Below are 26,016 nucleotides of genomic sequence, written 5' to 3' on the forward strand. Positions count from 1 at the left end.
GGGCATCTAGCCCGGTCATTTGATATCCATGCCGTCCTTTTATAGACCAGGATCGGGAGATGTGTAGATACCGATGCTGCGATGGGGCCATCAGCCTTTTAAAGGGTCTTGACCGAAGCCGGATTAATCATCCGCGCCAACCCAAGGTTCTTCAGCGCCAGTTGCAGCGAGCTGTGGATAACTTGCGGGTTGTCGATGGTCATCAGCTCAGCCAGCAACTCCTTGGCCTTGCTCAGGTTGATCTGACGCAGCATCCACTTCACTTTCGGCAAGTTGGTGGCGTTCATCGACAGGCTGTCGAAGCCCATCGCCATCAACAACACTGCCGCCGCCGGGTCACCGGCCATTTCGCCGCAGATACTTACGGGCTTGCCTTCGGCATGAGCATCACGCACCACGTTCTGCAAGGCTTGCAACACTGCCGGGTGCAGGTAGTCGTAGAGATCGGCCACCCGCGGGTTGTTGCGGTCCACGGCCAGCAGGTACTGGGTCAGGTCGTTGGAGCCGACCGACAGGAAGTCCACTTGTCGCGCCAGTTCCCTGGTCTGATACACCGCCGCCGGAATCTCGATCATCACGCCAACCGGCGGCATCGGCACGTCGGTGCCTTCGTCGCGGACTTCGCCCCAGGCCCGATGAATCAGGTGCAGGGCTTCTTCCAGTTCATGGATGCCGGAAATCATCGGCAGCAGAATACGCAGGTTGTTCAGGCCTTCGCTGGCCTTGAGCATGGCGCGGGTCTGCACCAGGAAGATTTCCGGATGGTCGAGGGTCACACGAATGCCGCGCCAGCCGAGGAACGGGTTGTCTTCCTTGATCGGGAAGTACGACAGCGCCTTGTCGCCGCCGATGTCCAGGCTGCGCATGGTCACCGGTTGCGGATGGAACGCGGCGAGCTGCTCGCGATAGATTGCCAGCTGCTCCTTTTCGCTCGGGAAGCGCTGGTTGATCATGAACGGCACTTCGGTGCGGTACAGCCCCACGCCTTCGGCACCGCGCTTCTGCGCCCGCGCCACGTCCGCCAGCAGACCGGTGTTGACCCACAGCGGCATGCGGTGGCCGTCGACCGTTACACACGGCAAGTCCCGCAATGCATCCAGCCCGAGGGCCAGCTGTTTCTCTTCCTCGACCACCTCGGCGAACTGCTTGCGCAGCACGTCACTGGGGTTGGTATAGACCTCACCGTGGTAGCCGTCGACGATCATCTGGATGCCGTCGACCTTGGAGTACGGCAAGTCGACCAGGCCCATCACCGTCGGAATACCCATGGCGCGCGCCAGGATCGCCACGTGAGAGTTGCCGGAACCGAGTACCGACACCAGACCCACCAGCTTGCCTTCCGGCACCTCGCCGAGCATCGCCGGCGTCAGTTCTTCGCTGACCAGAATGGTGTTGTCGGGGTAGACCAGCGTCTGCTGCCGCTCTTCCTGCAGGTAAGCCAGCAAGCGCCGCCCGAGATCCTTGACGTCCGAGGCGCGCTCACGCAAGTAGGCGTCGTCCATCAATTCGAATCGGTTGACGTGTTCGGTGACCACCTGACGCAACGCGCCCTGAGCCCACTGACCGGTCTTGATCACCGTGGTGATTTCGCTGCCGAGCGAAGCATCGTCGAGCATCATCAGGTAAACGTCGAACAGCGCCCGCTCTTCAGGCCGCAGCTGGGTCGCCAGCTTGGCGGACAAGGCACGCATGTCGGCGCGCACACCTTCGATGGCGGTCTTGAACAGGCCAAGTTCCGCGTTGATGTCGGTGATGGTCTTGTCCGGCACCACATCCAGATCGGCCGGTGGCAGCATGACGACCGCGGTTCCGACCGCCGCGCCCGGCGAACCCGGTACACCGACGAACTTTGCTTCCTGGATACCTTTGCCCTGCCGACCCAGGCCACGGATCGAACCGGTGGCCTCGGCGTGGGCGATAACGCCGGCAAGTTGCGCGCTCATGGTCACGAGGAAGGCTTCTTCACCTTCATCGAACTGACGGCGTTCTTTTTGCTGAATGACCAACACGCCGACAACGCGACGGTGGTGAATGATCGGCGCCCCGAGGAACGAGGCGTAGCGCTCTTCACCGGTCTCGGCGAAGTAACGGTAGCGCGGGTGATCCGCGGCGTTTTCGAGGTTCAGGGGTTCTTCACGCGTGCCGACCAGGCCGACCAGACCTTCGTTGGGTGCCATGCTGACTTTGCCGATCGAGCGCTTGTTCAAGCCCTCGGTGGCCATCAGCACGAAGCGATTGGTCTCGGGGTCAAGCAAGTAGACCGAGCAGACCTGGCTGCCCATGGCCTCTTTGACGCGCAACACAATAATCCCCAACGCCGCCTTGAGATCCTTGGCGGAGTTAACTTCCTGGACGATCTTGCGCAGCGTATTGAGCATGGCTCGGGGTCGAACTCCGTCGTCAGTCGCGCGCTAAAAGGCGCGGGGCAAGCTCTTTGAGAGCGCGGCGATAAACCTCGCGCTTGAATGTCACCACCTGGCCCAACGGATACCAATAACTGACCCAACGCCAGCCATCGAATTCCGGTTTACCGGTCAAATCCATCCGCACCCGCTGCTCGTTGGAGATCAGGCGCAGGAGAAACCATTTCTGCTTCTGGCCGATGCACAGCGGTTGGCTATGCGTCCTGACCAGACGTTGCGGCAAACGATAGCGCAACCAGCCCCGGGTGCAGGCGAGTATTTCAACATCTTCGCGCTCCAGGCCCACTTCTTCGTTCAACTCGCGGTACAAGGCGTCTTCCGGCGTCTCCTGGGGGTTGATCCCTCCCTGTGGAAACTGCCAGGCATCTTGATTGATACGGCGAGCCCATAGCACCTGGCCGGCATCATTCGTCAGAATGATCCCGACATTGGGGCGGAAACCATCGGGGTCGATCACGGCAACAACCTCGCAAACGCATGTCGTCGCATTGTTCCACAAAGGTTGTGAAAGCAGCAACGAGCCGACCTACCTTATGTGCACTCTTGTGAAAAGTCCGTATTCTGGACACCTTTCTACAGACTTTTCAGCGAGTAACTGTAATGCGGCTGGCTTTATTCGACTTGGACAACACGCTTCTGGGCGGTGACAGTGACCACGCCTGGGGCGACTATCTGTGCGAACGCGGTTTCCTCGACGCCGTCGCCTACAAGGCACGCAACGACGAGTTCTATCAGGATTACCTGGCCGGCAAGCTGGATAACGACGCGTACCTGAACTTCTGCCTGGAAGTGCTCGGCCGCACCGAGATGGCCACGCTGGATCAATGGCACCTGGACTACATGCGCGACTGCATCGAACCGATCGTGCTGCCCAAAGGCATCGAACTGCTGGCCAAACACCGTGAGGCCGGCGACAAACTGGTGATCATCACCGCCACCAACCGCTTTGTGACCGGGCCGATTGCCACACGTTTAGGCGTTGAGACCCTGATCGCCACCGAATGCGAAATGATCGACGGCCGTTACACCGGACGCAGCACTGATGTCCCGTGCTTTCGCGAAGGCAAGGTGACGCGGTTGAATCGTTGGCTGGACGAAACCGGCCATAACCTGGAAGACAGCTATTTCTACAGCGATTCGATGAATGACTTGTCGTTGCTGGAACAGGTGGCGAATCCGATTGCTGTTGATCCGGATCCGAATCTGCGGGCCGAGGCCGAGAAGCGGGGTTGGCCGGTGATTTCGCTGCGCGATTGAGATCGCCATCGCGGGCAAGCCCGCTCCCACAGGGATCTCTGCTGCAAATGCTATCTATGTCACACAGCAGAACCTTGTGGGAGCGGGCTTGCTCGCGAAGGGGCCGACTCGGTCCAAAGCCCTAAACCGGCTTGGCCCCCATCAACCCCGCAATGGCGATAAAGCAGACAACGCTGAACAATGCGAGGGCGAAGGTAAACTTGCCATTGCCTCCCGGAACAGTGCGCAGCCGATTCAGCCGCACCACCAGCCAGAACCAGCCCAACGCCGCCACGGTGTAGAGCACACTGGAAGCCAGCAGCCAGGTCTGCCCCAACGGCCAGCCCACCAGATGCACCATCCACCAACCGGTGAACGGCATGCTCAACAGTGCCAGCCCCATCAATAGCCAGATGAACACCAGCGGTCGTTGCAAAGTACGAGTGTGAGCGCTCGCGTCGCCGTTACGGCGGGCGCGCCAGACCCAGATCGCCAACCCCAGTGCGCTGATCAACAGCAACACCGTCGCCACGCTATGAGCGATTTTGAGGGCGGTTAACGTTTCCATTGTTCGATTTCCTTATGGCCTGCCGATCAGCGTAGCCGCTCAGCCGAGAAACAGCTGATAGGCCGGGTTGTCGCTTTCGTCCCAGTACGGGTAGCCGATTTCTTCCAGCGCGGCCGGTACCAGATGACGCTCGTCGTGCGGCACTTGCAGGCCCGCGACTACACGGCCATCGGCGGCGCCATGGTTGCGGTAGTGGAACATCGAAATGTTCCAGCGCCCGCCGAGCTTGTTGAGGAAGTTGAACAACGCACCCGGACGCTCCGGAAACTCGAAGCGCAGCACCACTTCATCGACCACATGGACAGCACGTCCGCCAACCATATGGCGGATGTGCAACTTGGCCAGTTCGTTGTCGGTCAGGTCGAGCACCGGGAAACCCTGCTCGGAGAGACTGGCGAGCAGCGCACTGCGCGGGTCGTTTTCCGGATGCGTCTGCACGCCGACAAAGATGTGCGCTTCGCTGCCGGTGTTGTAGCGGTAGTTGAATTCGGTGATCTGGCGCTTGCCGATGGCTTCGCAGAACGCCTTGAAGCTGCCCGGTTTCTCGGGGATGGTCACGGCGATGATGGCTTCGCGACCCTCGCCCAGTTCAGCGCGTTCGGCCACGTGGCGCAAGCGGTCGAAGTTGACGTTGGCGCCGGAATCGATGGCCACGAAGGTGTGACCGGTGACACCGCGCTGCTCGACATACTTCTTGATCCCGGCCACGCCCAAGGCGCCGGCAGGCTCAGTGATCGAGCGGGTATCGTCGTAGATATCCTTGATTGCCGCACAGATCTCGTCGGTGCTGACAGTGATCACTTCGTCTACGTAGTCTTTGCAGATATCGAATGTGTGCTGACCAATCTGCGCCACGGCGACGCCATCAGCGAAGAGACCCACAGTCGGCAAAACCACGCGTTCGCCAGCGGCCATGGCGGCTTGCAGGCAGTTGGAGTCATCCGGTTCGACGCCGATGATTTTGATGTCCGGGCGCAGGTATTTCACGTACGCCGCAATCCCGGCGATCAGCCCGCCGCCGCCCACCGGAACGAAGATCGCATCCAGACGCCCCGGGTGCTGGCGCAGAATCTCCATGGCCACCGTGCCCTGCCCGGCAATGGTGTGGGGGTCATCGTAAGGGTGAATGTAGACGTAGCCTTTTTCGTCGACCAGTTTCAGCGAGTAGGCCAGGGCTTCCGGGAACGAATCCCCGTGCAGCACCACTTTACCGCCACGCGAGCGCACACCTTCGACCTTGATTTCCGGGGTGGTCTTGGGCATCACGATGGTCGCTTTCACGCCCAGAACCTTGGCCGCCAGGGCCAGGCCTTGCGCATGGTTGCCCGCCGACGCGGTGACCACGCCGCGAGCGCGCTCTTCATCGCTCAGTTGCGTCAGCTTGTTATAGGCGCCGCGAATCTTGAACGAAAACACCGGCTGCAAGTCTTCACGCTTGAGCCAGATATCGTTGCCCAGCCGCTCGGAGAGCTGGCGGGCAGTCTGCAATGGGGTTTCTACGGCAACGTCATAAACGCGCGAGGTGAGGATCTTTTTGACGTACTGTTCGAGCATCGGAAAGCATCACTGAGCGGGTTGGGCAGGGCCAAGGAGTCTAACCCGGCTTTTGGGCGGGCGACCACACTTGTAGGAGCGAGGCTTGCCCGCGAAAGCGATCTTACTGCCAATATTTATGCTGGATGTGACGACCTCTTCGCGGGCAAGCCTCGCTCCTACAGTTAATCAGTTGTCTGGCGCGTGCATTTGACCCGCCAATCGGGCAATGACCTTCCCCATCGCGAGGCCTATAATGCCGGCCTTTCGTCCCCTCTTCGGCACTTCGGAGCCCGCATGACCCAGGATCAACTCAAACAGGCAGTGGCTCAGGCCGCCGTCGACTTCATCCTTCCGACACTCGACGACAAGAGCATCGTCGGGGTCGGCACCGGCTCCACCGCCAATTGCTTCATCGATGCCCTGGCCAAGCACAAAGGCGCGTTCGATGGCGCGGTCGCCAGCTCCGAAGCCACCGCCGCCCGCCTCAAGGGCCACGGCATTCCGGTGTATGAGCTCAATACCGTCAGCGACCTGGAGTTCTACGTCGATGGCGCCGATGAAAGCGACGCGCACCTGAACCTGATCAAGGGCGGCGGCGCGGCCCTGACCCGCGAGAAGATTGTTGCGGCCGTGGCCAAGACCTTCATCTGCATCGCCGACGCCAGCAAACTGGTGCCGGTGCTTGGTGCGTTCCCGCTGCCGGTGGAAGTGATCCCGATGGCCCGCAGCCACGTGGCCCGCCAACTGGTGAAGCTCGGCGGCGACCCGGTCTATCGTGAAGGCGTGCTGACCGACAACGGCAACATCATCCTCGACGTGTTCAACATGCAGATCACCAACCCGGTGGAGCTGGAAACACAGATCAATGCCATCGTCGGCGTGGTCACCAACGGATTGTTCGCAACCCGCCCGGCCGATTTGCTGCTGTTGGGCACGAGTGAAGGCGTGAAAACCCTGCGCGCCGAGTAAGCGAAATCGCCCGGATTTATGGGCAAATGAAATACCTGTGGGAGCGGGCTTGCCCGCGATGAGGCCGTAACATTCAACATTGATGTTGACTGAAAGGCCGCCATCGCGGGCAAGCCCGCTCCCACAGTGTTTTGCGGTGTTGGTTAGTTTTGCGGTGGTTTTTTGAACACGTAGAACAGATTTGGCTCGCTGACGAGGTACAGGGTGCCGTCATCGTCCATGGCGATGCCTTCCGCTTGCGGTACAGTCTTCTGCAATCCCTGACGGCCCTTGCTCAGTGACAGGGTGGTCAGCGGTCGCCCGTCAACGTCCAGCTCCAGAATCAGTCGCGACTCATCGGACAGCGCCAGCAAATGGCCGCTGCGCTCGTCATACTGCAGGCTCGACAGGTCTCGCACGAACATCCCGGCATCGCGCTTGGGGTTGTTCACCACATGCACTGCGTAGGACTTCTCCGGGTTGTAGTGCGGGAAGCCCTGCACTTCGTAGATCAGCATCGGGTCGCGCTCCTTGGCAACGAACAAGCGCTTGCCCACCGAGTCATAGGCCAACCCTTCGAAACCCTTATTGCCACGCATATGCACGCCGAGGGTGATCTGTTCAGCGTCGGCGGCATCAAGGAACGTCGTGTCCGCCTCCAGATGAATCTTGATCAACCGTTGCTGGCGCTCGTCGGTGATCACGTAAGTGTCAGCGCTGATGAACTCCACCGCCTCCGGGTCGCCAAACCCGATCAGTGCCACACGCCGCAGGATTTTGCCTTCCAGGGACAATTCGATCAGTTCGGCATTTTTGTTGGTAACCGTGAACAGGCTTTTGCGCACGGGATCGAAGGTCAGCGCCGAAACATCGTCGTCCAGCCCCTCAATGACTCGCGCCTCGACCGTAACCTGATATTGATCCAGGCCAATCGACTGGGCATTCATCGGCTGCCATAACGTCTGCATATTGAACCAGGTGCGCTCGAACAGGCGCAGGTATTGGCCGACGGCAACCAGCATGATCAGCGCAATGACCGACAGGATCAGTATCAGGGGTTTGGGACGGGCAAGTCGGCGCATTCAGGCGGGCTCGGAAACAAGACGGGTGGATGAAATACCACGGCAGTATGAATTCAAGCTTAATGGCCAATGGCCTTTGACGACAATTGCCGAACTCCTACGGTTGTTTTTCGAAGCGATAGAACAGGTTCGGCTCACTCACAATGTACAGCGTGCCCGCTTCGTCCATCGTCACGCCTTCGGCACGGGGAATGGTTTTTTTCAGACCATTGAAACCACCCAGCAGAGTCATGAAACTGACCTGCTCGCCTTTTTCGTCCAATTCCAGCAACAAGTGAGAGTCGGCGGACAGCACCAAGGTATGGCCGGTGCGCGGATCGATGGCCAAGGCCGACAGGTTGCGGATATCCAGTTCGTCGCTGGACAGCTTTTGCTTGTCGCCCTTGAGGATTTGGCTGCCATCGCTTTTCCAGCTGAACAGCGCCGGCGGACGCTCTTCGCCCAGCAGCAGTTGCTGGTTACGCGCATCCCAAACGATCGCCTCGAAGGCCTTATTCTGGTTTTCCGACGGGCCCAGGTCGTATTTCGGGAAACTGGCGATATTCAGTTCCCGGGTATCGGCATCGACCTTGACGATGGAAAGCAGGTGTTTGCGCTCATCGGTAATTGCCAGCAAACCGTTGCCCATGACCGCTACCGCTTCCGGGTTGCCCCAACCCACCAGCGGCATCTTGCGCAACACATCGCCCTGCAACGTCAGCTCGACCAGGAACGGGTTCTTGCCCATCACCGCAAACAGGGTTTTGGTCTGCGGGTCATAAGAAACATCTGACGCTTCGTCCTTCTCCATGCCCGGCAGCAACTTGGCGTCGATCACCGCCCGGTAATCCGGCAGCCAGATACTCTCTTTTCGCTCGGCCGGGCTTTCGAAACGCTCCATCACCCAGAGCACGCCGCGATCATCCCAGTGCATCGCAAACACGAGGCCATACACAGCAGCCGCTACCAGCAAAAGCCAGGAATACCAACGCATGACAAAGCGCGAGCGGCGGGCAGTTTTCAGCTTGGACAGCGGTTGGGTGGCCATGCAGGGATGTGTTCCAGAAATTCAGGCTATGGGTAATAGCACATTGGGACTGGCTCAGACGCCAGAAGCCCCGGAATTATCCGGACAGTATGTGAAAAAAACGGGAAATGGCGGGATTGCCCTGCGTGGACACAGAAACTTGCGACCACTAGAAACCATTGTGGGAGCGGGCTTGCCCGCGATGGCGGTCTGACATTCAACATCAATGTTGACTGTCATGGCCTCATCGCGAGCAAGCCCGCTCCCACACAGGGTTTTGTGTTGGGTCAGCGCACGCTGCTGGTGAAGCGGCTGGCGCCTGGCAGTTCGAGCACCAGTTCGTCACCGACATTCAGCGGGCCAACACCCACCGGCGTACCGGTGAGGATCACGTCACCGGCCTGCAGCGAGAAGCAGCCGGCCATGTACTGGATCATCGGCACAATCGGATTCAGCATGTCCTTGCTGTTGCCATCCTGGCGCACTTCACCATTGATGGTCAGGCGGATACCGATGTCGGTCAGGTCGGCGAAGGTGCTGCCAGCCACGAACGGCGCAATCACTGCCGCGCCGTCGAAGGACTTGGCGATTTCCCACGGCAGGCCCTTGGCTTTCAGCTCGGCCTGTTTGTCGCGCAGGGTCAAGTCCAGAGCAGGGGCGATGCCGGAGATGGCATCCAGTACTTCTTCACGGCTCGGCTTGGTCGACAGTGGCTTGCCGATCAACACGGCGATTTCCGCTTCGTAATGCACCGAGCCACGTTCGGTCGGAATACTGAAACCGCCTTCCAGCGGCACCACGCAACTGCCCGGCTTGATAAACAGCAGTGGCTCGGTCGGCACCGGGTTGTCCAGTTCCTTGGCGTGTTCGGCGTAGTTACGGCCGATGCACACCACTTTCCCCAACGGGAAATGAATACGCGTACCGTCGACATACTGGTGCTGATAGCTCATTACCGACTCCTGTTTCGTAGTGCTTAAATTCCAAGTCAAACAGCGAAAATCTTGCCCGGGTTCATGATGCCGTTCGGGTCGAACACCGCTTTGACGGCTTTCATGTACTCGATCTCAACCGGCGAGCGACTGTAGGTCAAGTAATCACGCTTGGTCATGCCCACGCCATGTTCGGCGGAAATCGAACCGTTGTACTTCTCCACGGTTTCGAACACCCACTTGTTGACGGTCGCGCATTTGGCGAAGAACTCGTCCTTGCTCAGGTTGTCCGGCTTGAGGATGTTCAAATGCAGGTTGCCGTCGCCGATGTGGCCGAACCAGACGATTTCGAAATCCGGGTAATGTTCGCCGACGATCGCGTCGATTTCTTTCAGGAACGCCGGGACTTTCGACACAGTGACCGAAATGTCGTTCTTGTACGGCGTCCAGTGGGAGATGGTTTCGGAGATGTACTCGCGCAACTTCCAAAGGTTCTGCAACTGGGTTTCGCTCTGGCTCATCACGCCGTCCAGTACCCAGCCTTGCTCGACGCAGTGCTCGAAGGTTTCCAGGGCATGATTGGCCACTTCTTCGGTGGTCGCTTCGAATTCCAGCAGCGCGTAGAACGGGCAATCGGATTCGAACGGCGCTGGTACGTCACCGCGCGCCATAACCTTGGCCAAGGCTTTATCGGAGAAGAATTCGAAGGCAGTCAGGTCAAGCTTGCTCTGGAACGCGTGCAATACCGGCATGATCGAATCGAAATCGGCAGTGCCGAGGACCATCGCGGTGAGGTTTTTCGGCGCACGGTCCAGACGCATGGTGGCCTCGACCACAAAACCCAGCGTGCCTTCGGCACCGATGAACAGCTGACGCAGGTCGTAGCCGGTGGCGTTCTTGATCAGATCTTTATTCAGCTCCAGCAGATCGCCCTTACCGGTGACGACTTTCATGCCGGCCACCCAGTTGCGGGTCATGCCGTAGCGAATCACCTTGATCCCGCCGGCATTGGTGCCGATGTTGCCGCCAATCTGGCTGGAACCTGCCGAAGCGAAATCCACTGGGTAGTACAAACCGTGCTCTTCGGCCTTGTTCTGCAGTTGCTCGGTGACCACGCCCGGCTGACAAACGGCCGTGCGGTCAGTCAGGTTCACGTCGAGGATCTGGTTCATGTAGTCGAAGGACACGACCACTTCGCCATTGGCTGCCACGGCCGCAGCCGAAAGCCCGGTACGACCGCCAGACGGCACCAGCGCAACCTTGTGTTCATTGGCCCAACGGACGATGGCCTGGACCTGCTCGGTCGTCTTGGGAAACACGATGGCGGTCGGGGCCGGGGCGAAATGCTTGGTCCAATCCTTACCGTAAGCATTCAGGGAGTCGGCGTCGGTCAGGACCTTGCCAGGCTCAACCAGGGTCTTCAGCTCATCAATCAGCGCAGGATCGGTCATCGACAGAACTCTCGAACAATTCATGGTCATCCTGAGAACGCTTCACGTCGCAGGAATGAGTGTTTAGCGGGGTGCATATGCTAGCATATCGACCCCGCAGCATAGTGCCCAACGGCTGTCCTGCGGCGACGGCTTTCTTGCCGTCCGGGTCAGCATCTGTTGACCATTTCCTGCCATTTTTCTCCGGGATACAGGTTTACGCAGATGAGCAAGACTTCTCTCGATAAGAGCAAGATCAAGTTCCTTCTTCTCGAAGGCGTCCACCAATCGGCTGTCGACGTCCTCAAGGCGGCGGGCTACACCAGCATCGAGTACCTCACAGGTTCTCTGCCGGAAGCCCAGCTCAAGGAAAAGATCGCTGATGCGCACTTCATCGGCATTCGCTCCCGCACTCAGCTGACCGAAGAGATCTTCGATCACGCGAAGAAACTGGTGGCTGTCGGCTGTTTCTGCATCGGCACCAACCAGGTCGACCTCAACGCGGCTCGCGAACGCGGCATCGCGGTATTCAACGCGCCGTACTCCAACACTCGCTCCGTAGCCGAGCTGGTATTGGCCGAGGCGATCCTGTTGCTGCGCGGCATCCCTGAGAAGAACGCTTCCTGCCACCGCGGCGGCTGGATCAAGAGCGCAGCCAACTCCTTCGAGATCCGTGGCAAGAAGCTGGGCATCGTCGGTTACGGCTCGATCGGTACTCAGCTGTCGGTTCTGGCTGAAGGCCTGGGGATGCAGGTGTACTTCTACGACACCGTGACCAAGCTGCCACTGGGTAACGCCACCCAGGTCGGCAACCTGCACGAGCTGCTGGGCATGTCCGACATCGTCACCCTGCACGTTCCGGAAACCGCAGCCACCCAGTGGATGATCGGCGAGAAGGAAATCCGCGCCATCAAGAAGGGCGGCATTCTGATCAACGCTGCTCGCGGCACTGTTGTTGAACTGGACGCCCTGGCGGACGCGATCAAGGACAAGCACCTGATCGGCGCGGCCATCGACGTATTCCCGGTGGAGCCGCGCTCCAACGAAGAAGAGTTCGAAAGCCCGCTGCGCGGCCTGGACAATGTGATCCTGACCCCGCACATCGGTGGTTCCACTGCTGAGGCGCAAGCCAACATCGGTCTGGAAGTGGCGGAAAAACTGGTCAAGTACAGCGACAACGGTACGTCGGTATCGTCCGTGAACTTCCCGGAAGTGGCCCTGCCGGCTCACCCTGGCAAGCACCGTCTGCTGCACATCCACGAGAACATTCCGGGTGTGATGAGCGAGATCAACAAGGTCTTCGCCGAAAACGGCATCAACATTTCCGGTCAGTTCCTGCAGACCAACGAGAAAGTCGGCTACGTCGTGATCGACGTCGATGCCGAATACTCGGAAATGGCGCAAGAGAAGCTGCAGCACATCAACGGCACCATTCGTTGCCGCGTGTTGTTCTGATCGCTACTTGAGCGACAAAAAAAGGAGACCTTCGGGTCTCCTTTTTCATGGGCGTGACCAATGTTACTTAACGTTGACGGTGATTTTCTCCGACACGATTGGCGGATCGAACGGCATGTGGCCGCTATCACCCAGCTCCAGCTGCAAGGTGTGTTTGCCCGGCGCCAGCTTTACTTCAGCCTGGGTCTGCGCCTTGCCAAAGTGCAAATGGTTGGCATCATTCGGAATCGGGGCGCCAGCGGCTGGGAGCTTATCGACATCGATCAGCAAATGGTGATGGCCGGTGTTCTTGGTGACATCGCCCGCCGGAGCCAGCGCAATGTTCTCGACAGCGAACTTGACAACGACAGTTTGCGGAACCGTGGCTCCGTCCGCAGGAGAAACGATGAACACTTCTGCACCTTTGGGAGCCGGTGTAGCAGCCGTTGCCAGCATCGATGCACCCAGCAACAGGCCAGCCAACGCTGCACGTGACATAAAGCTTTTCATTCTCTTCTCCAGTTTTTCCGTAAAATTCGCTCGACCGTGACAACTTCACGGCCATTCGTTGTCGAAGGCACACGACAACCATAGCAAAGCGAGCCTGAACAGCGCGTCGCGATAAATGAATTCAAAGGAGTGACCATGCGCTTTTTGCCTGGCCTGATCTGCCTGCTACCCCTTTTGAGCCCTTTGGCTCATGCCGAACTGATTGACGATGTAAACGACCGTGGCGAATTGCGCATTGCCCTTGAGGCTAATACACCGCCCTTCAATTTCAAGGATGACGACAAACTGACCGGCTTCGAAGTCGAGTTGGGTCAACTGCTGGCCGATGAGCTGGATGTGCGGGCCGACTTCGTCGTCACCGATTCCGACGATCTGTTGACCGGCGTCGAAAGCGGCAAATACGACGTCGCCATCAATCACGTAGCACCGACTCCGGACCTGAAGGATCGTTTCGACTTCAGCGAACCTTACATTCACACCAATGCGCAGTTGATCGCGCAGAAAGAAGAGCAACCGCGATCGATCCTGTTGGTGCAGTCGCTGACGGAGGAAAAGCCGAAAGCCGCCCCGGCTGTGAGCCTGGCGATTCCGTTTCAGAAGGGTAACCCGGCGTTTCACGCCAGCCTGGAAAACGCCTTGCAGCGGATCAAGGCTGATGGCCGGCTGGAGGCGCTGGAGCAGAAATGGTTCGGAGCGGATGCGAGTGTGGTGCCGAAACCCTGATTCAAGGTTGACGAGTAACCCTGTGGGAGCGGGCTTGCCCGCGATGGCGGTTTAACTTTCTACATCGATGTTGAATGTTATGGCCTCATCGCGGGCAAGCCCGCTCCCACAGGGATTTGTGCAGGGTCGTTAGTCGAGGGTTGCCAGTGCCTGCGCCGCTTCGGCCAACTCCAGCTCACTGAACACCTGCACGCCATGGCGCTTGAGCAATGCCGCAGTGACACCCTCGCCATTGACCTTCACGCCGCTGAACGTCCCGTCATAGGTCAACAGATTCCCGCAAGACGGGCTGTTGGCCTTGAGCACGGCGATACGGATGCCGTGCTGTTGCACCAGCTCCAGCGCCTGACAAGCCCCCGAAAGAAACTCGGCACTGACGTCCTCGCCCTCGGTGGTGATGACCGATGCAAGGCCATCAAGCACTTCACCGCCCTGCCCGCCCGGAATCTCCGCCGCGGCCCTTGGCGTCGGCAAACCACCGGCAACTTCCGGGCACAACGGCACCACCCGGCCTTCGGCAATCCACTGCTCCAACAGATTGAACGGCCCACTGGCGCCGCCGTCGTAACGGACGCGGTGACCGAGCAAACAGCGGCTTACCAGAATCTTTTGCATGATCAGAACGGCTCGTTGCCACGACGGCGGAACCAGCCCGTCAACGACAGGCGATCTCGGGTCGCGGGCAGGACTTCGTGGGGAACTTCGCCCGACAGGAACACCACCAGGCATCCGCCGGTGGGCACCACATCGTGTTCGACGCCTTCGTCCAGGTACATGCGCAACTGACCGCCATGCTCGGGCAGCCAGCCGTCATTGAGGTAGATCACCGCCGAGACCATGCGCCGGTCGTCGTCGCGGAAACGGTCGACATGCTTGAGGTAGAAAGCGCCAGGCGGGTAGAGGGCGAAATGGCTTTCGAAATCTTCCAGGCCCAGAAACAAACTGCGATTCATCGCCTCACGCAGGCTGTTCATCAACCCCAGATAACTGTCGCAGGCCTCGACCTGACCGGGTTCGAGCCACTGGATATGGTCGCCACGAATGCCCTCGCGGATCTCCGAAAACGGCCCGCGCCCGACGGCGGCCGGGGCGAGCTCACCCTCGGCGGCACGTTTGCGGCACTCGGCCGCCAGCGCCCGGGTCAGATCCAGAGGCAGGAAAATAGTCTGCTGCGACCAGCCGCGCTCAGCCAGGTCGTCGACGATACGTAACAGCAGCGGATGATCAGAGGATATTTGCATGGCGCGCATAGTATTCCTGTGCCCGCAAATCCGACAGAGCCGCGCAGCGGAGTATTGGTCGGATAAGGCGCGCAACCTGATACGAATTCTCGACAAGTGCGAATGCCGCACGGAGAATAGTCGCCTGCTGACAGGAGTCCCTATGCGCCGTTTGCTTTTCTCACTGCTGATGTTCTGTGTTTTGCCCGCCTGGGCGGACGGCCACGACCAGTTGTACAAGGTCGCCGGTTGGCCAGAACAACGCGCGCATTTCAGCGATGCTCTCTCTGCCGCTCAGCAGCGTTACCAGAACAGCCTGCCGCCAGCGGTGTTTCAGGCCCTGGTCAACAACAGTAATCAGCGTTTCGCCCCCAAGGCCATGGACCAGCGTGCCGAAGCGCAGCTGCGCAAAAAGCTAGCCGATCCGAAACCTGCATTGATCTTCTTCCAATCGCCCCTGGGCAAGAAAATCGTCGCCGCCGAACTGCTGGCGACCCGTCGCGATCAATTGGCGAAAAACGCCAAGGGCTTGCCGAAAATGCAGGCCAGCGATACCCGTCAGCTGATCATTGGTCACCTGGCCCAAGCCCTGCCTGCCCGCGAGGCCGGCGCTGAAGTCAGCCTGGCAATAGCGGGCGTGGCGGCCGACAGCCTGAGCTCGATGATCCCCGGCCTGCTCGGTGGCGGTCAGGCACAAGGCATGCTGAACGGCCAGCGCCAGCGCCTGATGGAGCAGATCGGCGCTGACCTGAACAATACGCTGCTGTATGTCTATCGCGACCTGTCGGATGACGAGCTGGAAGAATTCGCCACATTCGCCGAGTCCACTGAAGGCAAGGCTTACTACCAAGCGGCATTGGCGGCGATTCGGGCGGGGTTGGCGGTGGGGCAGAGTACGTCGAGCCTTGCCCAGTAATTTTGGCGTCAGCCAGATCGCCATCGCGGGCAAGCCCGCTCCCACAGTGATCGGTGTCGTTCACAAATCCTTCGGTCAAAGCAGATACCTGTGGGAGCGGGCTTGCCCGCGATGGGGCCCTGACTACCGCTGAAGATTTCGGCCCTTCATCCGCTTGCTCAAAAACCCGAAATACTCCTGCCGCAATCCCGCTGACTCATTCGCCAGATGATGCCGCGCCTCAGGCAGCATCAGCACCTGCGGTCGATCGAACTTACCTCGCAATACATCAAGGTTGTGCTTCCAATCCACCGTCATGTCCGCCTGTCCCTGCACGATCAGCGGCCGCCGTGGGCTGCTTGGTGCCGCTTCGATACGCTTGATCCACCGCCCCAGCGCACCGACCCAGGCCGTCGGCAGACGCAGCGGCTGCAGCGGATCCGCTTGCAGGAACGTCAGGAAGTCGGGGTCGTTGGAGTTCTCGCTGAAACGCCGGGCGATGCCTTTTACGAACGGTTTGAGCAGGTAATAGCTGAGCTGCGACCAGCCCCAGGCTCGCGGCCGAACCAGTGGCGACAGCAGAATCACTTGCCCTTGGGCCGGACTGCTCGCACCCTGATTGAGCACATGATCGATCACGATCGCCCCGCCGGTGCTTTGCCCGCACAGGTGCCAGGGCTGCGGAAGGCCCAGCGATTGCGCCTCGGCCAACAGCCCTTGCAGCGCGCTCTGATACTCGGCGAAGTCCTTGATGCTCGCCCGTTCGCCACTGGACAAGCCATGCCCCGGCAGGTCACAGGCGATCACCGCAAAACCCTGGTCCAGCGCCCACTCGATCACATGCCGATAGAGTCCGGTGTGATCGTAGAAACCGTGAAACAAAAACAGCGTCGCCTTCGCCCGCTCGGGCCACCAGAGCTGGCTGACCACTTCATAGCCATCGACCTCGAAACGCCCCAGGCCACTGCGCAGGTTTCGCCGGGGGAAATCCAGCCCATAAAAATGCTGATAGGCCATGGCCTCGGTCGACAGCGGCTGCCACTCGGCCAATGGCCGCAGGCTGGCACGCAAATGATCGGGGTCGAAAGTGGCAGACATGGGCTATTCCAGAGCGCGAAACGGACTTTATGGGCCTGCGATATTCATCTGTCGCGGCAAGCATGGCAAGCTAGCCGACCTTCGAGGATTGAAACCCATGCGTCCGGTCTACCGCACCACACTGCTTGCCAGCCTGCTCGCCCTTGTGTGTGTCGGCGTGCTATGGGCCGCCTACGACTGGTTTCAGGGGCGCTACTTGCGCGCCTTCAGCTCGCACACTGCGGTGTTCTCCGGCGACCCATTGCGCCTGCCAGACGAACTTGCCGGCCCCGGCGCCATTCGCCTGGTGCATTTCTGGGACCCGGCCTGCCCGTGCAATGTCGGCAACCAACAACACCTGACCGAACTGGTCGAGCAGTATGTACCGCAGGGCGTCGAGTTCTATGCGGTCCAAAAGACCGGCAGCCACGGTCAATTGCCCGGCACGTTGAGTCGCCTTAAAACCATCACTGTCTTGCCAGGTTCCGAACAGATCCCTGCCAGCCCGGCGGTGGCGATCTGGGACCGCAGTGGCAAGCTGGCGTATTTCGGGCCGTACAGCGAAGGCCTGACCTGCAATTCGAGCAACAGCTTTATCGAGCCCATTCTGCAAGCGCTGAATGAAGGCCGGGCGGTGAACGCCACCCACACACTGGCGGTGGGTTGCTACTGCCCGTGGCCTGCTGAGGTGAAGTAAGGCATTCCTGACTTTTCCAGGACCGCGATGCCCGGCACAGGAGGTCTGTGCTACACGTTTGCAGCCCCCACGGGCGGCAATCCCGAAAGAACAAGGAGTCACCATGAAACGCGTCCTGACCGTACTTGCCTTGCTGATCGTCGTATTCGCCGCCGGGGGCGGCTGGTATGTGTACAGCAAGCAACCGACGCGCCAGGGCCAGGTGAAACTGCAGCACCTGCAAGGTTCGGTGACCGTGCGCTACGACGAGCGCGGCGTGCCGCATATCCGCGCCGAAAACGAAACCGACCTCTACCGCGCCCTTGGCTATGTGCATGCCCAGGACCGACTGTTCCAGATGGAAGCCATGCGGCGCCTGGCCCGTGGTGAGCTGGCCGAAGTCCTCGGCCCGAAACTGATCGACACCGACAAACTGTTTCGCAGCCTGCGTATCCGCGAGCGGGCTGAAAGTTATGTTGCCGCGCTGGATCGTCAGTCGCCGGCATGGAAGGCCCTGCAAGCCTATCTGGACGGCATCAATCAATATCAGGACAGCCACGCGGCGCCCGCCGAGTTCGACGTGCTGGGGATCCCCAAGCGCCCTTTCACTGCCGAAGACAGCATCAGCATCGCCGGCTACATGGCCTACAGCTTTGCCGCGGCGTTTCGCACCGAACCCTTGCTGACTTACGTGCGTGACCAACTGGGCGCCGAGTACCTGAACATCTTCGATCTCGACTGGCAGCCCAAGGGCGTATTGGCCAAAGGGCGCGCCAACCCTGCGCCGACCCTCACCGCCAATGACTGGAAGGGGCTGAACGCCCTCGCCCGCTTGAGTGAGCAAGCCCTGGCCGACAATGGCCTGCCGCAATTCGAAGGCAGCAATGCCTGGGTGATTTCCGGCAACCACAGTAAAAGCGGCAAGCCTCTGCTGGCCGGCGACCCGCACATTCGCTTCTCGGTGCCGTCGGTGTGGTACGAAGCGCATCTGTCAGCGCCGGGTTTCGAGCTGTATGGCTACCATCAGGCGCTGGTGCCATTTGCGTTTCTTGGCCACAACCTGGACTTCGGCTGGAGCCTGACGATGTTCCAGAACGACGATCTGGACCTGATCGCCGAGAAGGTCAACCCGGACAACCCGAACCAGGTCTGGTATCGCGGCCAGTGGGTCGACATGATCAACAGCGAACAACAGATCGCCGTGAAAGGCCAGTCACCGGTCACGCTTACCCTGCGCCAGTCGCCCCACGGCCCGATCATCAACGATGCGCTCGGCACCGCCGCCGGCAAGACACCGGTCGCCATGTGGTGGGCCTTCCTCGAGACGCCGAATCCGATCCTCGACGGCTTCTACCAGCTCAACCGCGCCGACACCCTGGCCAAGGCCCGCGCCGCGTCGGCCAAGGTTCAGGCACCGGGGCTGAACATCGTCTACGCCAACGCCAAGGGCGACATCGGTTGGTGGGCCTCGGCGCTGCTGCCCAAGCGCCCGGCCGGGGTGAAGCCCGGTTTCATCCTCGACGGCAGCACCCCTCAGGCGGACAAGGAAGGTTTTTACCCGTTCAGCGCCAACCCACAGGAAGAGAACCCGGCGCGGGGCTATATCGTCTCGGCCAACTTCCAACCGGTGTCGCCGACCGGCATGGAGATTCCCGGTTACTACAACCTTGCCGATCGTGGTCAGCAGCTCAATCGCCAGCTCAGCGACAAGAATGTGAAGTGGGACAACGAGTCCAGCCAGAAGCTGCAACTGGGCACCACTACCGACTACGGTCCGCGCTTGCTGGTGCCATTGCTACCGGTACTGCGTGAAGGGGTGAGCGATCCCGCCGAGCTCAAACTGGTGGAACAACTGGCGCAGTGGAGCGGCGATTATCCGCTGGACTCCATCAGTGCCACACTGTTCAACCAGTTCTTGTTCAACCTTACCGACGCGGCGATGCGCGATGAACTGGGCAACGACTTCTTCGAAACGCTGCTGCCGACCCGGGTGATCGATGCCGCACTGCCGCGGCTGGCGGCCTCCGCCGACTCACCGTGGTGGGACAACCGCAACACCCCCGGCAAGGAAACCCGCGCCGATACGGTCAAGGTGGCCTGGCAAGCGAGCATGGCCCACCTCAAAACCACCCTGGGTGCCGATTTCGCGCAGTGGAAGTGGGGCAAGGCGCACACCTTGACTCACGGCCATCCGCTAGGGATGCAGAAACCGCTGGACCGCATCTTCAACGTCGGGCCATTCGCGGCGCCCGGCACCCACGAAGTGCCGAACAACCTCTCGGCCAAGATCGGCCCGGCGCCGTGGCCTGTGACCTATGGCCCGTCAACCCGACGGTTGATCGACTTCGCCGATCCGGCCCACAGCCTGACCATCAACCCGGTCGGCCAGAGCGGTGTGCCGTTCGACAGTCACTATGCCGACCAGGCCGAGGCGTATATCGAAGGGGTTTACTACCAGGCGCATTTCAATGATGAAGAAGTGACGGCCAATACCCGTAGCACGTTGAAGCTGCTGCCAGCGCGTTCAGGGCAATAGATTTCTGTTGGTTTAACTGACGTCATCACGCGCAAGCCTGCTTCCACAGGTTTTGTGGTGATCACAAGATTGTTGCTTCACACCGACCGCTGTGGGAGCGGGCTTGCTTGCGAAAGCGGTGGGTCAGTCAACATGGATGTTGAATGTCAGTCCGTCTTCGCGAGCAAGCCCGCTCCCACAATGGATTTGGGTTGGCCACACATGCGTGGTCAACCCGGCATCAAGCTCAAGCTGCTTCCGGCGCCTGCGCCCGGCGCACGTCCGGTTGTTTCCAGGAATCGGCGGCGCCTTCTTCGATGGCTTGCTGGATCGCACGCTTGCGAATCTCTTCGGCACGACGGCTGAAGTACCAGACCAGGAACGTCACTAGCGACACCGCCAGCAAAATCAGGCTGGCCACGGCATTGATCTCAGGCTTCACGCCCAGGCGCACCGCCGAGAACACTTCCATCGGCAGGGTCGTGGAACCCGGACCGGACACAAAGCTCGCCAGCACCAGGTCATCCAGCGACAAGGCGAACGACATCATCCCGCCCGCCGCCAGCGACGGCGCGATCATCGGAATGGTGATCAGGAAGAACACCTTCCACGGCCGCGCGCCCAGGTCCATGGCCGCCTCTTCGATGGACAGGTCCAGCTCACGCAAGCGCGCCGACACCACCACCGCCACATACGCCGCACAGAACGTGGTGTGGGCGATCCAGATGGTGACGATGCCGCGTTCCTGCGGCCAACCGATCATCTGCGCCATGGCCACGAACAGCAGCAACAGCGACAGGCCGGTGATCACTTCCGGCATCACCAACGGCGCGGTGACCAGACCACCGAACAGCGTGCGGCCCTTGAAGTGGGTGATACGCGTCAGCACGAACGCCGCCAGCGTCCCCAGTGCCACTGCTGCAATCGCGGTGTAGCAGGCGATTTCCAGCGAGCGCACCACCGAGCCCATCAGTTGGGTGTTGTCCATCAACCCCACGTACCACTTGATCGACCAGCCGCCCCACACCGTCACCAGTTTGGAGGCGTTGAACGAGTAGATCACCAGGATCAGCATCGGCGCGTAGATGAACAGCAAACCCGCTACCAGCATGAAACTTGAGAAACGGAAGCGCTTCATTCCTTGCCCTCCATTTCTTTGGCCTGACTACGGTTGAACAGAATGATCGGCACAATCAGGATCGCCAGCATCACCACCGCAAGCGCTGACGCCACTGGCCAGTCACGGTTGTTGAAGAACTCTTGCCAGAGCACTTTACCGATCATCAGGGTTTCCGGACCGCCGAGCAGTTCCGGGATCACGAACTCACCCACCACCGGGATGAACACCAGCATGCAGCCTGCGATGATGCCGTTTTTCGACAGCGGCACGGTGATCTTCCAGAAACTGTTGAAGGTGCTCGAACCGAGGTCCGACGCGGCCTCCAGCAGGCTGGTGTCGTGTTTGACCAGGTTGGCGTAGAGCGGCAGGATCATGAACGGCAGATAGGAGTAAACGACCCCGATGTAAACCGCGAGGTTGGTGTTGAGGATTTGCAGCGGCTCGTCGATCCAGCCCATGCTCATCAAAAAGCCGTTAAGCAGGCCGTTGTTGCTGAGGATACCCATCCACGCATACACGCGGATCAGGATCGCGGTCCAGGTCGGCATCATGATCAGCAACACCAGCACCGTCTGCAGTTCTTTGCGGGCACTGGCAATGGCGTAGGCCATCGGGTAGCCGATCAACAGGCAGAGGACGGTGCTGATCAGCGCCATCTTCAACGAGCCGAGGTAAGCGGCGATGTACAACTCGTCATCGCCCAGCATCGCGTAGTTGCTCAGGTTAAGCAGCACCTGGAGCTTCTGGTCGATGAAGCTGTAGATCTCGGTATACGGCGGAATGGCCACGTCGGCTTCGGCGAAGCTGATCTTCAAGACGATGAAGAACGGCAACATGAAGAACATGAACAGCCAAATGAACGGAACCCCGATGACCAGCTGACGGCCACCGGGAATTATTCGATTGAGGCGGCGTTTGAATTTGCGCAGGTTCATGAGCGAAGTACCACGCCACTATCGTCTTCCCAATACACGTAGACCTGGTCACCCCAGGTCGGCCGCTGGCCGCGGCGCTCGGCGTTGGCGACGAACGACTGGACGATCTTGCCGCTCGGCAGCTCGACGTAGAACACTGAGTGGCCACCGAGGTAGGCGATGTCATGCACTTTGCCGCTGGACCAGTTGTATTCGCAGGTCGGCATGGTCGGCGTCACCAGCAGTTTTTCTGGACGAATCGCGTAGGTCACGGATTTGTCCTGCACCGAAGTGCTGATGCCGTGGCCCACATAAATCTGCCGGTCCAGGTCCTTGCAGGTGATGATCGCGTGGCCTTCGGCGTCGTCGATCACTTCACCGTCAAAGATGTTGACGTTGCCGATGAACTCGCAGACCAGGCGGCTGGTCGGGGTTTCGTAGATGTCGATCGGGCTGCCGATCTGGGCGATCCAGCCCAAGTGCATGATCGCGATACGCTCGGCCATGGTCATGGCTTCTTCCTGGTCGTGGGTGACCATCACGCAGGTCACGCCGACCCGCTCGATGATCTCGACCAGTTCCAGCTGCATTTGCGAGCGCAGTTTTTTGTCCAGCGCGCCCATCGGTTCGTCGAGCAGCAACAGCTTCGGTCGCTTGGCCAAAGAACGCGCCAGCGCCACACGCTGACGCTGGCCACCGGACAATTGATGCGGCTTGCGCTTGGCGTACTGGCTCATCTGCACCAGCTTGAGCATGTCGGCCACACGTGCATCGACTTCAGCGGCGGGAAGCTTGTCCTGCTTGAGGCCGAAGGCGATGTTCTGCGCCACGGTCATGTGCGGGAACAAGGCGTAGGACTGGAACATCATGTTGATCGGCCGCTCGTACGGCGGCATGTCCGTGATGTCTACCCCATCGAGGTAAATGCGCCCCTCCGTGGGCCGTTCGAAACCTGCCAGCATCCGCAGCAAGGTGGATTTGCCCGAACCCGAGCCGCCGAGCAGGGCGAAGATTTCGCCTTTCTTGATTTCCAGGGACACGTCGTCCACGGCAATCGTCTCGTCGAACTTTTTTGTGACCCGGTCGATTTTGACCAGCACCTGTTTAGGTGTCTGGTCGCCCTCGAGGGCTTTCTTATAGGCGCCGGAGGCAACTGCCATTTACGAAACTCCCAACAGAATTTGCAGTTCGCTCAACGTGGCGAACCTGGATAGGTTGAAGCTATTTGCCCGACTTGACCTTGGTCCAGCTGCGCGTCATCAAACGTTGAATGTTCGGTGGCAACTCGATGGATACGTATGTCTTGTCGAGGACCGCTTGCGGTGGATATACCGATGCGTCGGTGCGTATGGACTGTTCCATCAGTTTGTCCGACCCGGGGTTCGGGTTGGCGTAGCCTACGGAATTGCTGACCTGGGCAATCACCTCGGGTTTCAGCAAATAGTTGATGAAGGCATGGGCTTCTTTGACGTTGGCGGCATCCTTGGGGATCGCCAGCATGTCGAACCAGAGCGCGCCGCCCTCTTTCGGAATCGAGTAGGCGATGTTCATGCCTTTGCCAGCTTCAGCCGCGCGGGCCTTGGCCTGGAACATGTCGCCGGAAAAACCGATCGCCACGCAAATGTCACCGTTGGCCAGGTCCGCGATGTATTTGGAGGAGTGGAAATACGTCACGTAAGGCCGCACCGCCAGTAACTTGGCTTCAGCCTTTTTGTAGTCTTCAGGGTTGGTGCTGTTGGCGTCCAGGCCCATGTAGTTGAGGACCGTGGGCATCATTTCATCGGCGGAGTCGAGGAACGCCACGCCACAGCTGTGCAGTTTCTTGATGTTCTGCGGCTCGAACACCACATCCCACGAATCGATCTTGTCGAGGCCCAGCACTGCCTTGACCTTGTCGACGTTGTAACCGATGCCGTTGGTGCCCCACAGATACGGTACGGCGTACTGATTGCCCGGATCGTTCTGTTCCAGGCGCTTGAGCAGTACCGGGTCGAGGTTGGAATAGTTAGTCAGCTTCGATTTATCGAGCTTCTGGAAAGCCCCGGCCTTGATCTGCTTGCCAAGGAAGTGGTTGGACGGCACGACCACGTCATAACCGGTACGCCCGGCCAGCAACTTGCCTTCCAGGGTTTCGTTGGAATCGAATACGTCATACACCGGCTTGATACCGGTTTCTTTCTGGAAGTCGGCCAGGGTGGTTTCACCGATGTAATCCGACCAATTATAAATATGCACTGTGCCAGCGGCCTGAACACTGACAGCGAGTGTCAGCCCGGCGCCGACCAACAGGGCATTGCGCAACAAAGAAAAAATAGGCAAGTGGAGGTCCTCTAAAATTAGTTGGGCCCAAGTTGCCCCGCGTTACATGACAGCCATGGCTGCCTGGCAACAAAACCGGCGCGCAACTTACCCTCGAAAAACCGTTCCAGCAAAACTTTCTGTCATTTAATTATTCCTGTTGCCGCCGTCGCGCGACGACGGCAACAGGTAGTTGCCTCAAATCGGCTTATTTACCGGATTTGATCTTGGTCCAACTGCGAGTCAGGATCCGCTGGGTCGCGGCCGGCAAGTCGGCAATCGCGTACAGCTTGGCCAACACTTCCGCTGGCGGGTAGATACCCGGGTCGGCAGTGATTTCTTTTTCAACCAGTGGCGTGGCGGCTGCGTTACCGTTCGGGAAACGCACGGCGTTGGTGATTTCAGCCATGATTTCCGGCTTCTGCAGGAAGGTCATGAACTTGTAGGCGCCTTCGACGTTTTCGGCATCTTTAGGGATGGCGACCATGTCGTAGAAGCTGCCGGCACCTTCTTTGGGAATGTTGTAGCTGACTTTCACCTTGTCACCGGCTTCAGCGGCGCGAGCCTTGGCCTGGTAGATGTCACCCGAGTAACCCACGGCGACGCAGATGTTGCCGTTGGCCAGGTCGGAGATGTACTTGGACGAGTGGAAGTAGCCCACCGAAGGACGGATTTTCAGGAACAGCGCTTCGGCTTCAGCCAGTTGTTTCTTGTCCTGGCTGTCGGTTGGATAGCCCAGGTAATGCAACGCCACCGGAATCATCTCGGTTGGCGAATCGAGGAAGCTGATACCGCACGACTTCAACTTGGCAGCGTTTTCAGGTTTGAACAGCAAGTCCCAGGAGTTGGTCGGCGCATCGGCACCCAGTGCAGCCTTGACCTTGTCAGGGTTGAAACCGATACCGATCGAACCCCACATGTAAGGAAATGCGTGTTCGTTACCCGGGTCGCTCACCGATACCGCTTTGAGCAGGTCCGTGTTCAGGTTTTTCCAGTTAGGCAGCTTGGACTTGTCCAGCTTCTGGTAGACGCCGGCCTTGATCTGCTTGGCCAGGAAGTTGTTCGACGGCACAACGATGTCGTAGCCGGACTTGCCTGCCAGCAACTTGGCTTCAAGGGTTTCGTTACTGTCAAACACGTCGTAGACGACTTTGATACCCGACTCGGCCTCGAACTTCTTGACGGTATCCGGCGCGATGTAATCGGACCAGTTGTACACGTGCAGCACTTTGTCGTCCGCCTGAACGGCGCCCGCCATCACGCCCATCAGGGACATGGCGAGGAGGGTCTTGCCAGCTATCTTCATACCTAATGCCTTCATGGGTAATGCTCCAATTTTTCTTTTTAACCACGTGCTCAGCGGCCTGTTACCGGGCATCCGAACAACCGTTAGTCTGGCAAGATCCAAGGCAGGCTTTCAAGGAAAGACCCATCCTTTGTTTGCACTGAGCGAAGTGCAATCTTCGCACCTCG

General features: G+C 59.5%; 24 protein-coding genes. 7 read left to right on the top strand and 17 right to left on the bottom strand.

The features are described from left to right. Nucleotides 1–98: 98 nt before the first annotated feature. Both ptsP and AC1RQB_RS01860 read right to left on the bottom strand, forming a co-directional pair. Nucleotides 99–2,378, bottom strand: a complete 2,280-nt coding sequence (gene ptsP / locus AC1RQB_RS01855) for a phosphoenolpyruvate--protein phosphotransferase (protein ID WP_008068020.1) — start codon at nucleotides 2,376–2,378, stop codon at nucleotides 99–101. 22 nt (nucleotides 2,379–2,400) lie between these two features. After that, on the bottom strand, nucleotides 2,401–2,880 hold the full coding sequence (locus AC1RQB_RS01860; RefSeq protein ID WP_007897732.1) for an RNA pyrophosphohydrolase: 480 nt from the start codon (nucleotides 2,878–2,880) through the stop codon (nucleotides 2,401–2,403). A 143-nt stretch (nucleotides 2,881–3,023) separates the two neighbouring features. Here AC1RQB_RS01860 and AC1RQB_RS01865 point away from each other — a divergent pair, with 143 nt between their 5' ends. Next, nucleotides 3,024–3,680, top strand: a complete 657-nt coding sequence (locus tag AC1RQB_RS01865) for a histidinol-phosphatase (RefSeq protein WP_063342221.1) — start codon at nucleotides 3,024–3,026, stop codon at nucleotides 3,678–3,680. A 121-nt stretch (nucleotides 3,681–3,801) separates the two neighbouring features. Here AC1RQB_RS01865 and AC1RQB_RS01870 read toward each other — a convergent pair whose 3' ends face one another. Together AC1RQB_RS01870 and ilvA are read right to left on the bottom strand one after the other, a co-directional pair. After that, a complete protein-coding gene (locus AC1RQB_RS01870) occupies nucleotides 3,802–4,227 on the bottom strand; it encodes a DUF2269 domain-containing protein (protein ID WP_008068016.1) in 426 nt (141 codons plus the stop codon). Nucleotides 4,228–4,266: 39 nt separating this feature from the next. Further along, nucleotides 4,267–5,781, bottom strand: coding sequence for a threonine ammonia-lyase, biosynthetic (ilvA, locus tag AC1RQB_RS01875; RefSeq protein WP_008068014.1), 1,515 nt, complete (start codon nucleotides 5,779–5,781; stop codon nucleotides 4,267–4,269). 276 nt (nucleotides 5,782–6,057) lie between these two features. Between ilvA and rpiA the strand changes: the two genes are divergently transcribed. Then, complete coding sequence (gene rpiA, locus AC1RQB_RS01880) at nucleotides 6,058–6,732, top strand: ribose-5-phosphate isomerase RpiA (RefSeq protein WP_063342220.1); 675 nt, start codon at nucleotides 6,058–6,060, stop codon at nucleotides 6,730–6,732. A gap of 143 nt (nucleotides 6,733–6,875) precedes the next feature. On the opposite strand, the gene AC1RQB_RS01885 is transcribed toward rpiA, so the two are convergent. The 4 genes from AC1RQB_RS01885 to AC1RQB_RS01900 all read right to left on the bottom strand — a co-directional run bounded on the left by AC1RQB_RS01885 (nucleotide 6,876) and on the right by AC1RQB_RS01900 (nucleotide 11,182). Next, on the bottom strand, nucleotides 6,876–7,793 hold the full coding sequence (locus AC1RQB_RS01885; protein WP_063342219.1) for an SdiA-regulated domain-containing protein: 918 nt from the start codon (nucleotides 7,791–7,793) through the stop codon (nucleotides 6,876–6,878). Between the two features lie 97 nt (nucleotides 7,794–7,890). Then, nucleotides 7,891–8,820: an SdiA-regulated domain-containing protein gene (locus AC1RQB_RS01890; RefSeq protein WP_063342218.1), complete on the bottom strand. Its 930-nt coding sequence runs from the start codon at nucleotides 8,818–8,820 to the stop codon at nucleotides 7,891–7,893. 266 nt (nucleotides 8,821–9,086) lie between these two features. Next, entirely contained in the window at nucleotides 9,087–9,752 is a 666-nt protein-coding gene (locus tag AC1RQB_RS01895) for a fumarylacetoacetate hydrolase family protein (protein WP_008007329.1), read from the bottom strand. Between the two features lie 35 nt (nucleotides 9,753–9,787). Further along, nucleotides 9,788–11,182, bottom strand: coding sequence for an FAD-binding oxidoreductase (locus AC1RQB_RS01900; protein ID WP_063342217.1), 1,395 nt, complete (start codon nucleotides 11,180–11,182; stop codon nucleotides 9,788–9,790). A gap of 204 nt (nucleotides 11,183–11,386) precedes the next feature. Here AC1RQB_RS01900 and serA point away from each other — a divergent pair, with 204 nt between their 5' ends. Next, nucleotides 11,387–12,616, top strand: coding sequence for a phosphoglycerate dehydrogenase (serA, locus tag AC1RQB_RS01905; RefSeq protein ID WP_007897715.1), 1,230 nt, complete (start codon nucleotides 11,387–11,389; stop codon nucleotides 12,614–12,616). A 63-nt stretch (nucleotides 12,617–12,679) separates the two neighbouring features. Here serA and AC1RQB_RS01910 read toward each other — a convergent pair whose 3' ends face one another. Next, on the bottom strand, nucleotides 12,680–13,105 hold the full coding sequence (locus AC1RQB_RS01910; RefSeq protein WP_063342216.1) for a DUF4399 domain-containing protein: 426 nt from the start codon (nucleotides 13,103–13,105) through the stop codon (nucleotides 12,680–12,682). 135 nt (nucleotides 13,106–13,240) lie between these two features. Here AC1RQB_RS01910 and AC1RQB_RS01915 point away from each other — a divergent pair, with 135 nt between their 5' ends. Then, nucleotides 13,241–13,828 (top strand): transporter substrate-binding domain-containing protein, encoded by a 588-nt coding sequence (locus AC1RQB_RS01915; RefSeq protein WP_063342215.1) that lies wholly within the window; start codon nucleotides 13,241–13,243, stop codon nucleotides 13,826–13,828. 129 nt (nucleotides 13,829–13,957) lie between these two features. Here AC1RQB_RS01915 and AC1RQB_RS01920 read toward each other — a convergent pair whose 3' ends face one another. Together AC1RQB_RS01920 and AC1RQB_RS01925 are read right to left on the bottom strand one after the other, a co-directional pair. After that, nucleotides 13,958–14,443, bottom strand: coding sequence for a 2-thiouracil desulfurase family protein (locus AC1RQB_RS01920; protein ID WP_063342214.1), 486 nt, complete (start codon nucleotides 14,441–14,443; stop codon nucleotides 13,958–13,960). Between the two features lie 2 nt (nucleotides 14,444–14,445). Next, complete coding sequence (locus tag AC1RQB_RS01925; protein ID WP_063342213.1) at nucleotides 14,446–15,078, bottom strand: 2OG-Fe(II) oxygenase; 633 nt, start codon at nucleotides 15,076–15,078, stop codon at nucleotides 14,446–14,448. Nucleotides 15,079–15,211: 133 nt separating this feature from the next. On the opposite strand from AC1RQB_RS01925, the gene AC1RQB_RS01930 reads away from it, so the two are divergent. Beyond that, entirely contained in the window at nucleotides 15,212–15,964 is a 753-nt protein-coding gene (locus tag AC1RQB_RS01930) for a DUF2059 domain-containing protein (RefSeq protein WP_063342212.1), read from the top strand. 123 nt (nucleotides 15,965–16,087) lie between these two features. Here the strand turns inward: AC1RQB_RS01930 and bipL are convergent, their stop codons facing one another. Further along, nucleotides 16,088–17,041 carry a phospholipase BipL gene (bipL, locus tag AC1RQB_RS01935; RefSeq protein WP_063342211.1) on the bottom strand — a complete coding sequence of 318 codons (954 nt, stop codon included), beginning with the start codon at nucleotides 17,039–17,041 and terminating at the stop codon, nucleotides 16,088–16,090. A 97-nt stretch (nucleotides 17,042–17,138) separates the two neighbouring features. On the opposite strand from bipL, the gene AC1RQB_RS01940 reads away from it, so the two are divergent. Together AC1RQB_RS01940 and AC1RQB_RS01945 are read left to right on the top strand one after the other, a co-directional pair. Beyond that, on the top strand, nucleotides 17,139–17,717 hold the full coding sequence (locus tag AC1RQB_RS01940) for a DUF6436 domain-containing protein (RefSeq protein WP_063342210.1): 579 nt from the start codon (nucleotides 17,139–17,141) through the stop codon (nucleotides 17,715–17,717). A 103-nt stretch (nucleotides 17,718–17,820) separates the two neighbouring features. Next, on the top strand, nucleotides 17,821–20,232 hold the full coding sequence (locus tag AC1RQB_RS01945) for a penicillin acylase family protein (RefSeq protein WP_063342209.1): 2,412 nt from the start codon (nucleotides 17,821–17,823) through the stop codon (nucleotides 20,230–20,232). Between the two features lie 226 nt (nucleotides 20,233–20,458). Here the strand turns inward: AC1RQB_RS01945 and AC1RQB_RS01950 are convergent, their stop codons facing one another. The 5 genes from AC1RQB_RS01950 to AC1RQB_RS01970 all read right to left on the bottom strand — a co-directional run bounded on the left by AC1RQB_RS01950 (nucleotide 20,459) and on the right by AC1RQB_RS01970 (nucleotide 25,849). Beyond that, nucleotides 20,459–21,349, bottom strand: a complete 891-nt coding sequence (locus tag AC1RQB_RS01950; protein WP_007897694.1) for an ABC transporter permease subunit — start codon at nucleotides 21,347–21,349, stop codon at nucleotides 20,459–20,461. Continuing rightward, the gene (locus AC1RQB_RS01955; RefSeq protein WP_177319477.1) at nucleotides 21,346–22,227 is read right to left on the bottom strand and encodes an ABC transporter permease subunit; all 882 of its coding nucleotides are present in this window, start codon (nucleotides 22,225–22,227) and stop codon (nucleotides 21,346–21,348) included. The genes AC1RQB_RS01950 and AC1RQB_RS01955 overlap by 4 nt, the downstream gene beginning before the upstream one ends. Before the next feature lie 35 nt (nucleotides 22,228–22,262). Next, on the bottom strand, nucleotides 22,263–23,405 hold the full coding sequence (locus tag AC1RQB_RS01960; protein WP_008067988.1) for an ABC transporter ATP-binding protein: 1,143 nt from the start codon (nucleotides 23,403–23,405) through the stop codon (nucleotides 22,263–22,265). Nucleotides 23,406–23,466: 61 nt separating this feature from the next. After that, on the bottom strand, nucleotides 23,467–24,564 hold the full coding sequence (locus AC1RQB_RS01965; protein WP_063342208.1) for a polyamine ABC transporter substrate-binding protein: 1,098 nt from the start codon (nucleotides 24,562–24,564) through the stop codon (nucleotides 23,467–23,469). A 187-nt stretch (nucleotides 24,565–24,751) separates the two neighbouring features. Next, the gene (locus AC1RQB_RS01970; protein ID WP_063342207.1) at nucleotides 24,752–25,849 is read right to left on the bottom strand and encodes a polyamine ABC transporter substrate-binding protein; all 1,098 of its coding nucleotides are present in this window, start codon (nucleotides 25,847–25,849) and stop codon (nucleotides 24,752–24,754) included. Between the last annotated feature and the right edge of the window lie 167 nt (nucleotides 25,850–26,016).

Source organism: Pseudomonas sp. GW822-FHT02E03 (assembly GCF_058802325.1).

Bases quoted from the DNA above. Each gene is read 5' to 3' on its own strand.
- ptsP (WP_008068020.1), bottom strand. From the start codon at position 2,378: ATGCTCAATACGCTGCGCAAGATCGTCCAGGAAGTTAACTCCGCCAAG.
- AC1RQB_RS01865 (WP_063342221.1), top strand. From the start codon at position 3,024: ATGCGGCTGGCTTTATTCGACTTGGACAACACGCTTCTGGGCGGTGAC.
- AC1RQB_RS01870 (WP_008068016.1), bottom strand. From the start codon at position 4,227: ATGGAAACGTTAACCGCCCTCAAAATCGCTCATAGCGTGGCGACGGTG.
- ilvA (WP_008068014.1), bottom strand. From the start codon at position 5,781: ATGCTCGAACAGTACGTCAAAAAGATCCTCACCTCGCGCGTTTATGAC.
- rpiA (WP_063342220.1), top strand. From the start codon at position 6,058: ATGACCCAGGATCAACTCAAACAGGCAGTGGCTCAGGCCGCCGTCGAC.
- AC1RQB_RS01885 (WP_063342219.1), bottom strand. From the start codon at position 7,793: ATGCGCCGACTTGCCCGTCCCAAACCCCTGATACTGATCCTGTCGGTC.
- AC1RQB_RS01890 (WP_063342218.1), bottom strand. From the start codon at position 8,820: ATGGCCACCCAACCGCTGTCCAAGCTGAAAACTGCCCGCCGCTCGCGC.
- AC1RQB_RS01895 (WP_008007329.1), bottom strand. From the start codon at position 9,752: ATGAGCTATCAGCACCAGTATGTCGACGGTACGCGTATTCATTTCCCG.
- AC1RQB_RS01900 (WP_063342217.1), bottom strand. From the start codon at position 11,182: ATGACCGATCCTGCGCTGATTGATGAGCTGAAGACCCTGGTTGAGCCT.
- serA (WP_007897715.1), top strand. From the start codon at position 11,387: ATGAGCAAGACTTCTCTCGATAAGAGCAAGATCAAGTTCCTTCTTCTC.
- AC1RQB_RS01910 (WP_063342216.1), bottom strand. From the start codon at position 13,105: ATGAAAAGCTTTATGTCACGTGCAGCGTTGGCTGGCCTGTTGCTGGGT.
- AC1RQB_RS01915 (WP_063342215.1), top strand. From the start codon at position 13,241: ATGCGCTTTTTGCCTGGCCTGATCTGCCTGCTACCCCTTTTGAGCCCT.
- AC1RQB_RS01920 (WP_063342214.1), bottom strand. From the start codon at position 14,443: ATGCAAAAGATTCTGGTAAGCCGCTGTTTGCTCGGTCACCGCGTCCGT.
- AC1RQB_RS01925 (WP_063342213.1), bottom strand. From the start codon at position 15,078: ATGCGCGCCATGCAAATATCCTCTGATCATCCGCTGCTGTTACGTATC.
- AC1RQB_RS01930 (WP_063342212.1), top strand. From the start codon at position 15,212: ATGCGCCGTTTGCTTTTCTCACTGCTGATGTTCTGTGTTTTGCCCGCC.
- bipL (WP_063342211.1), bottom strand. From the start codon at position 17,041: ATGTCTGCCACTTTCGACCCCGATCATTTGCGTGCCAGCCTGCGGCCA.
- AC1RQB_RS01940 (WP_063342210.1), top strand. From the start codon at position 17,139: ATGCGTCCGGTCTACCGCACCACACTGCTTGCCAGCCTGCTCGCCCTT.
- AC1RQB_RS01945 (WP_063342209.1), top strand. From the start codon at position 17,821: ATGAAACGCGTCCTGACCGTACTTGCCTTGCTGATCGTCGTATTCGCC.
- AC1RQB_RS01950 (WP_007897694.1), bottom strand. From the start codon at position 21,349: ATGAAGCGCTTCCGTTTCTCAAGTTTCATGCTGGTAGCGGGTTTGCTG.
- AC1RQB_RS01960 (WP_008067988.1), bottom strand. From the start codon at position 23,405: ATGGCAGTTGCCTCCGGCGCCTATAAGAAAGCCCTCGAGGGCGACCAG.
- AC1RQB_RS01970 (WP_063342207.1), bottom strand. From the start codon at position 25,849: ATGAAGATAGCTGGCAAGACCCTCCTCGCCATGTCCCTGATGGGCGTG.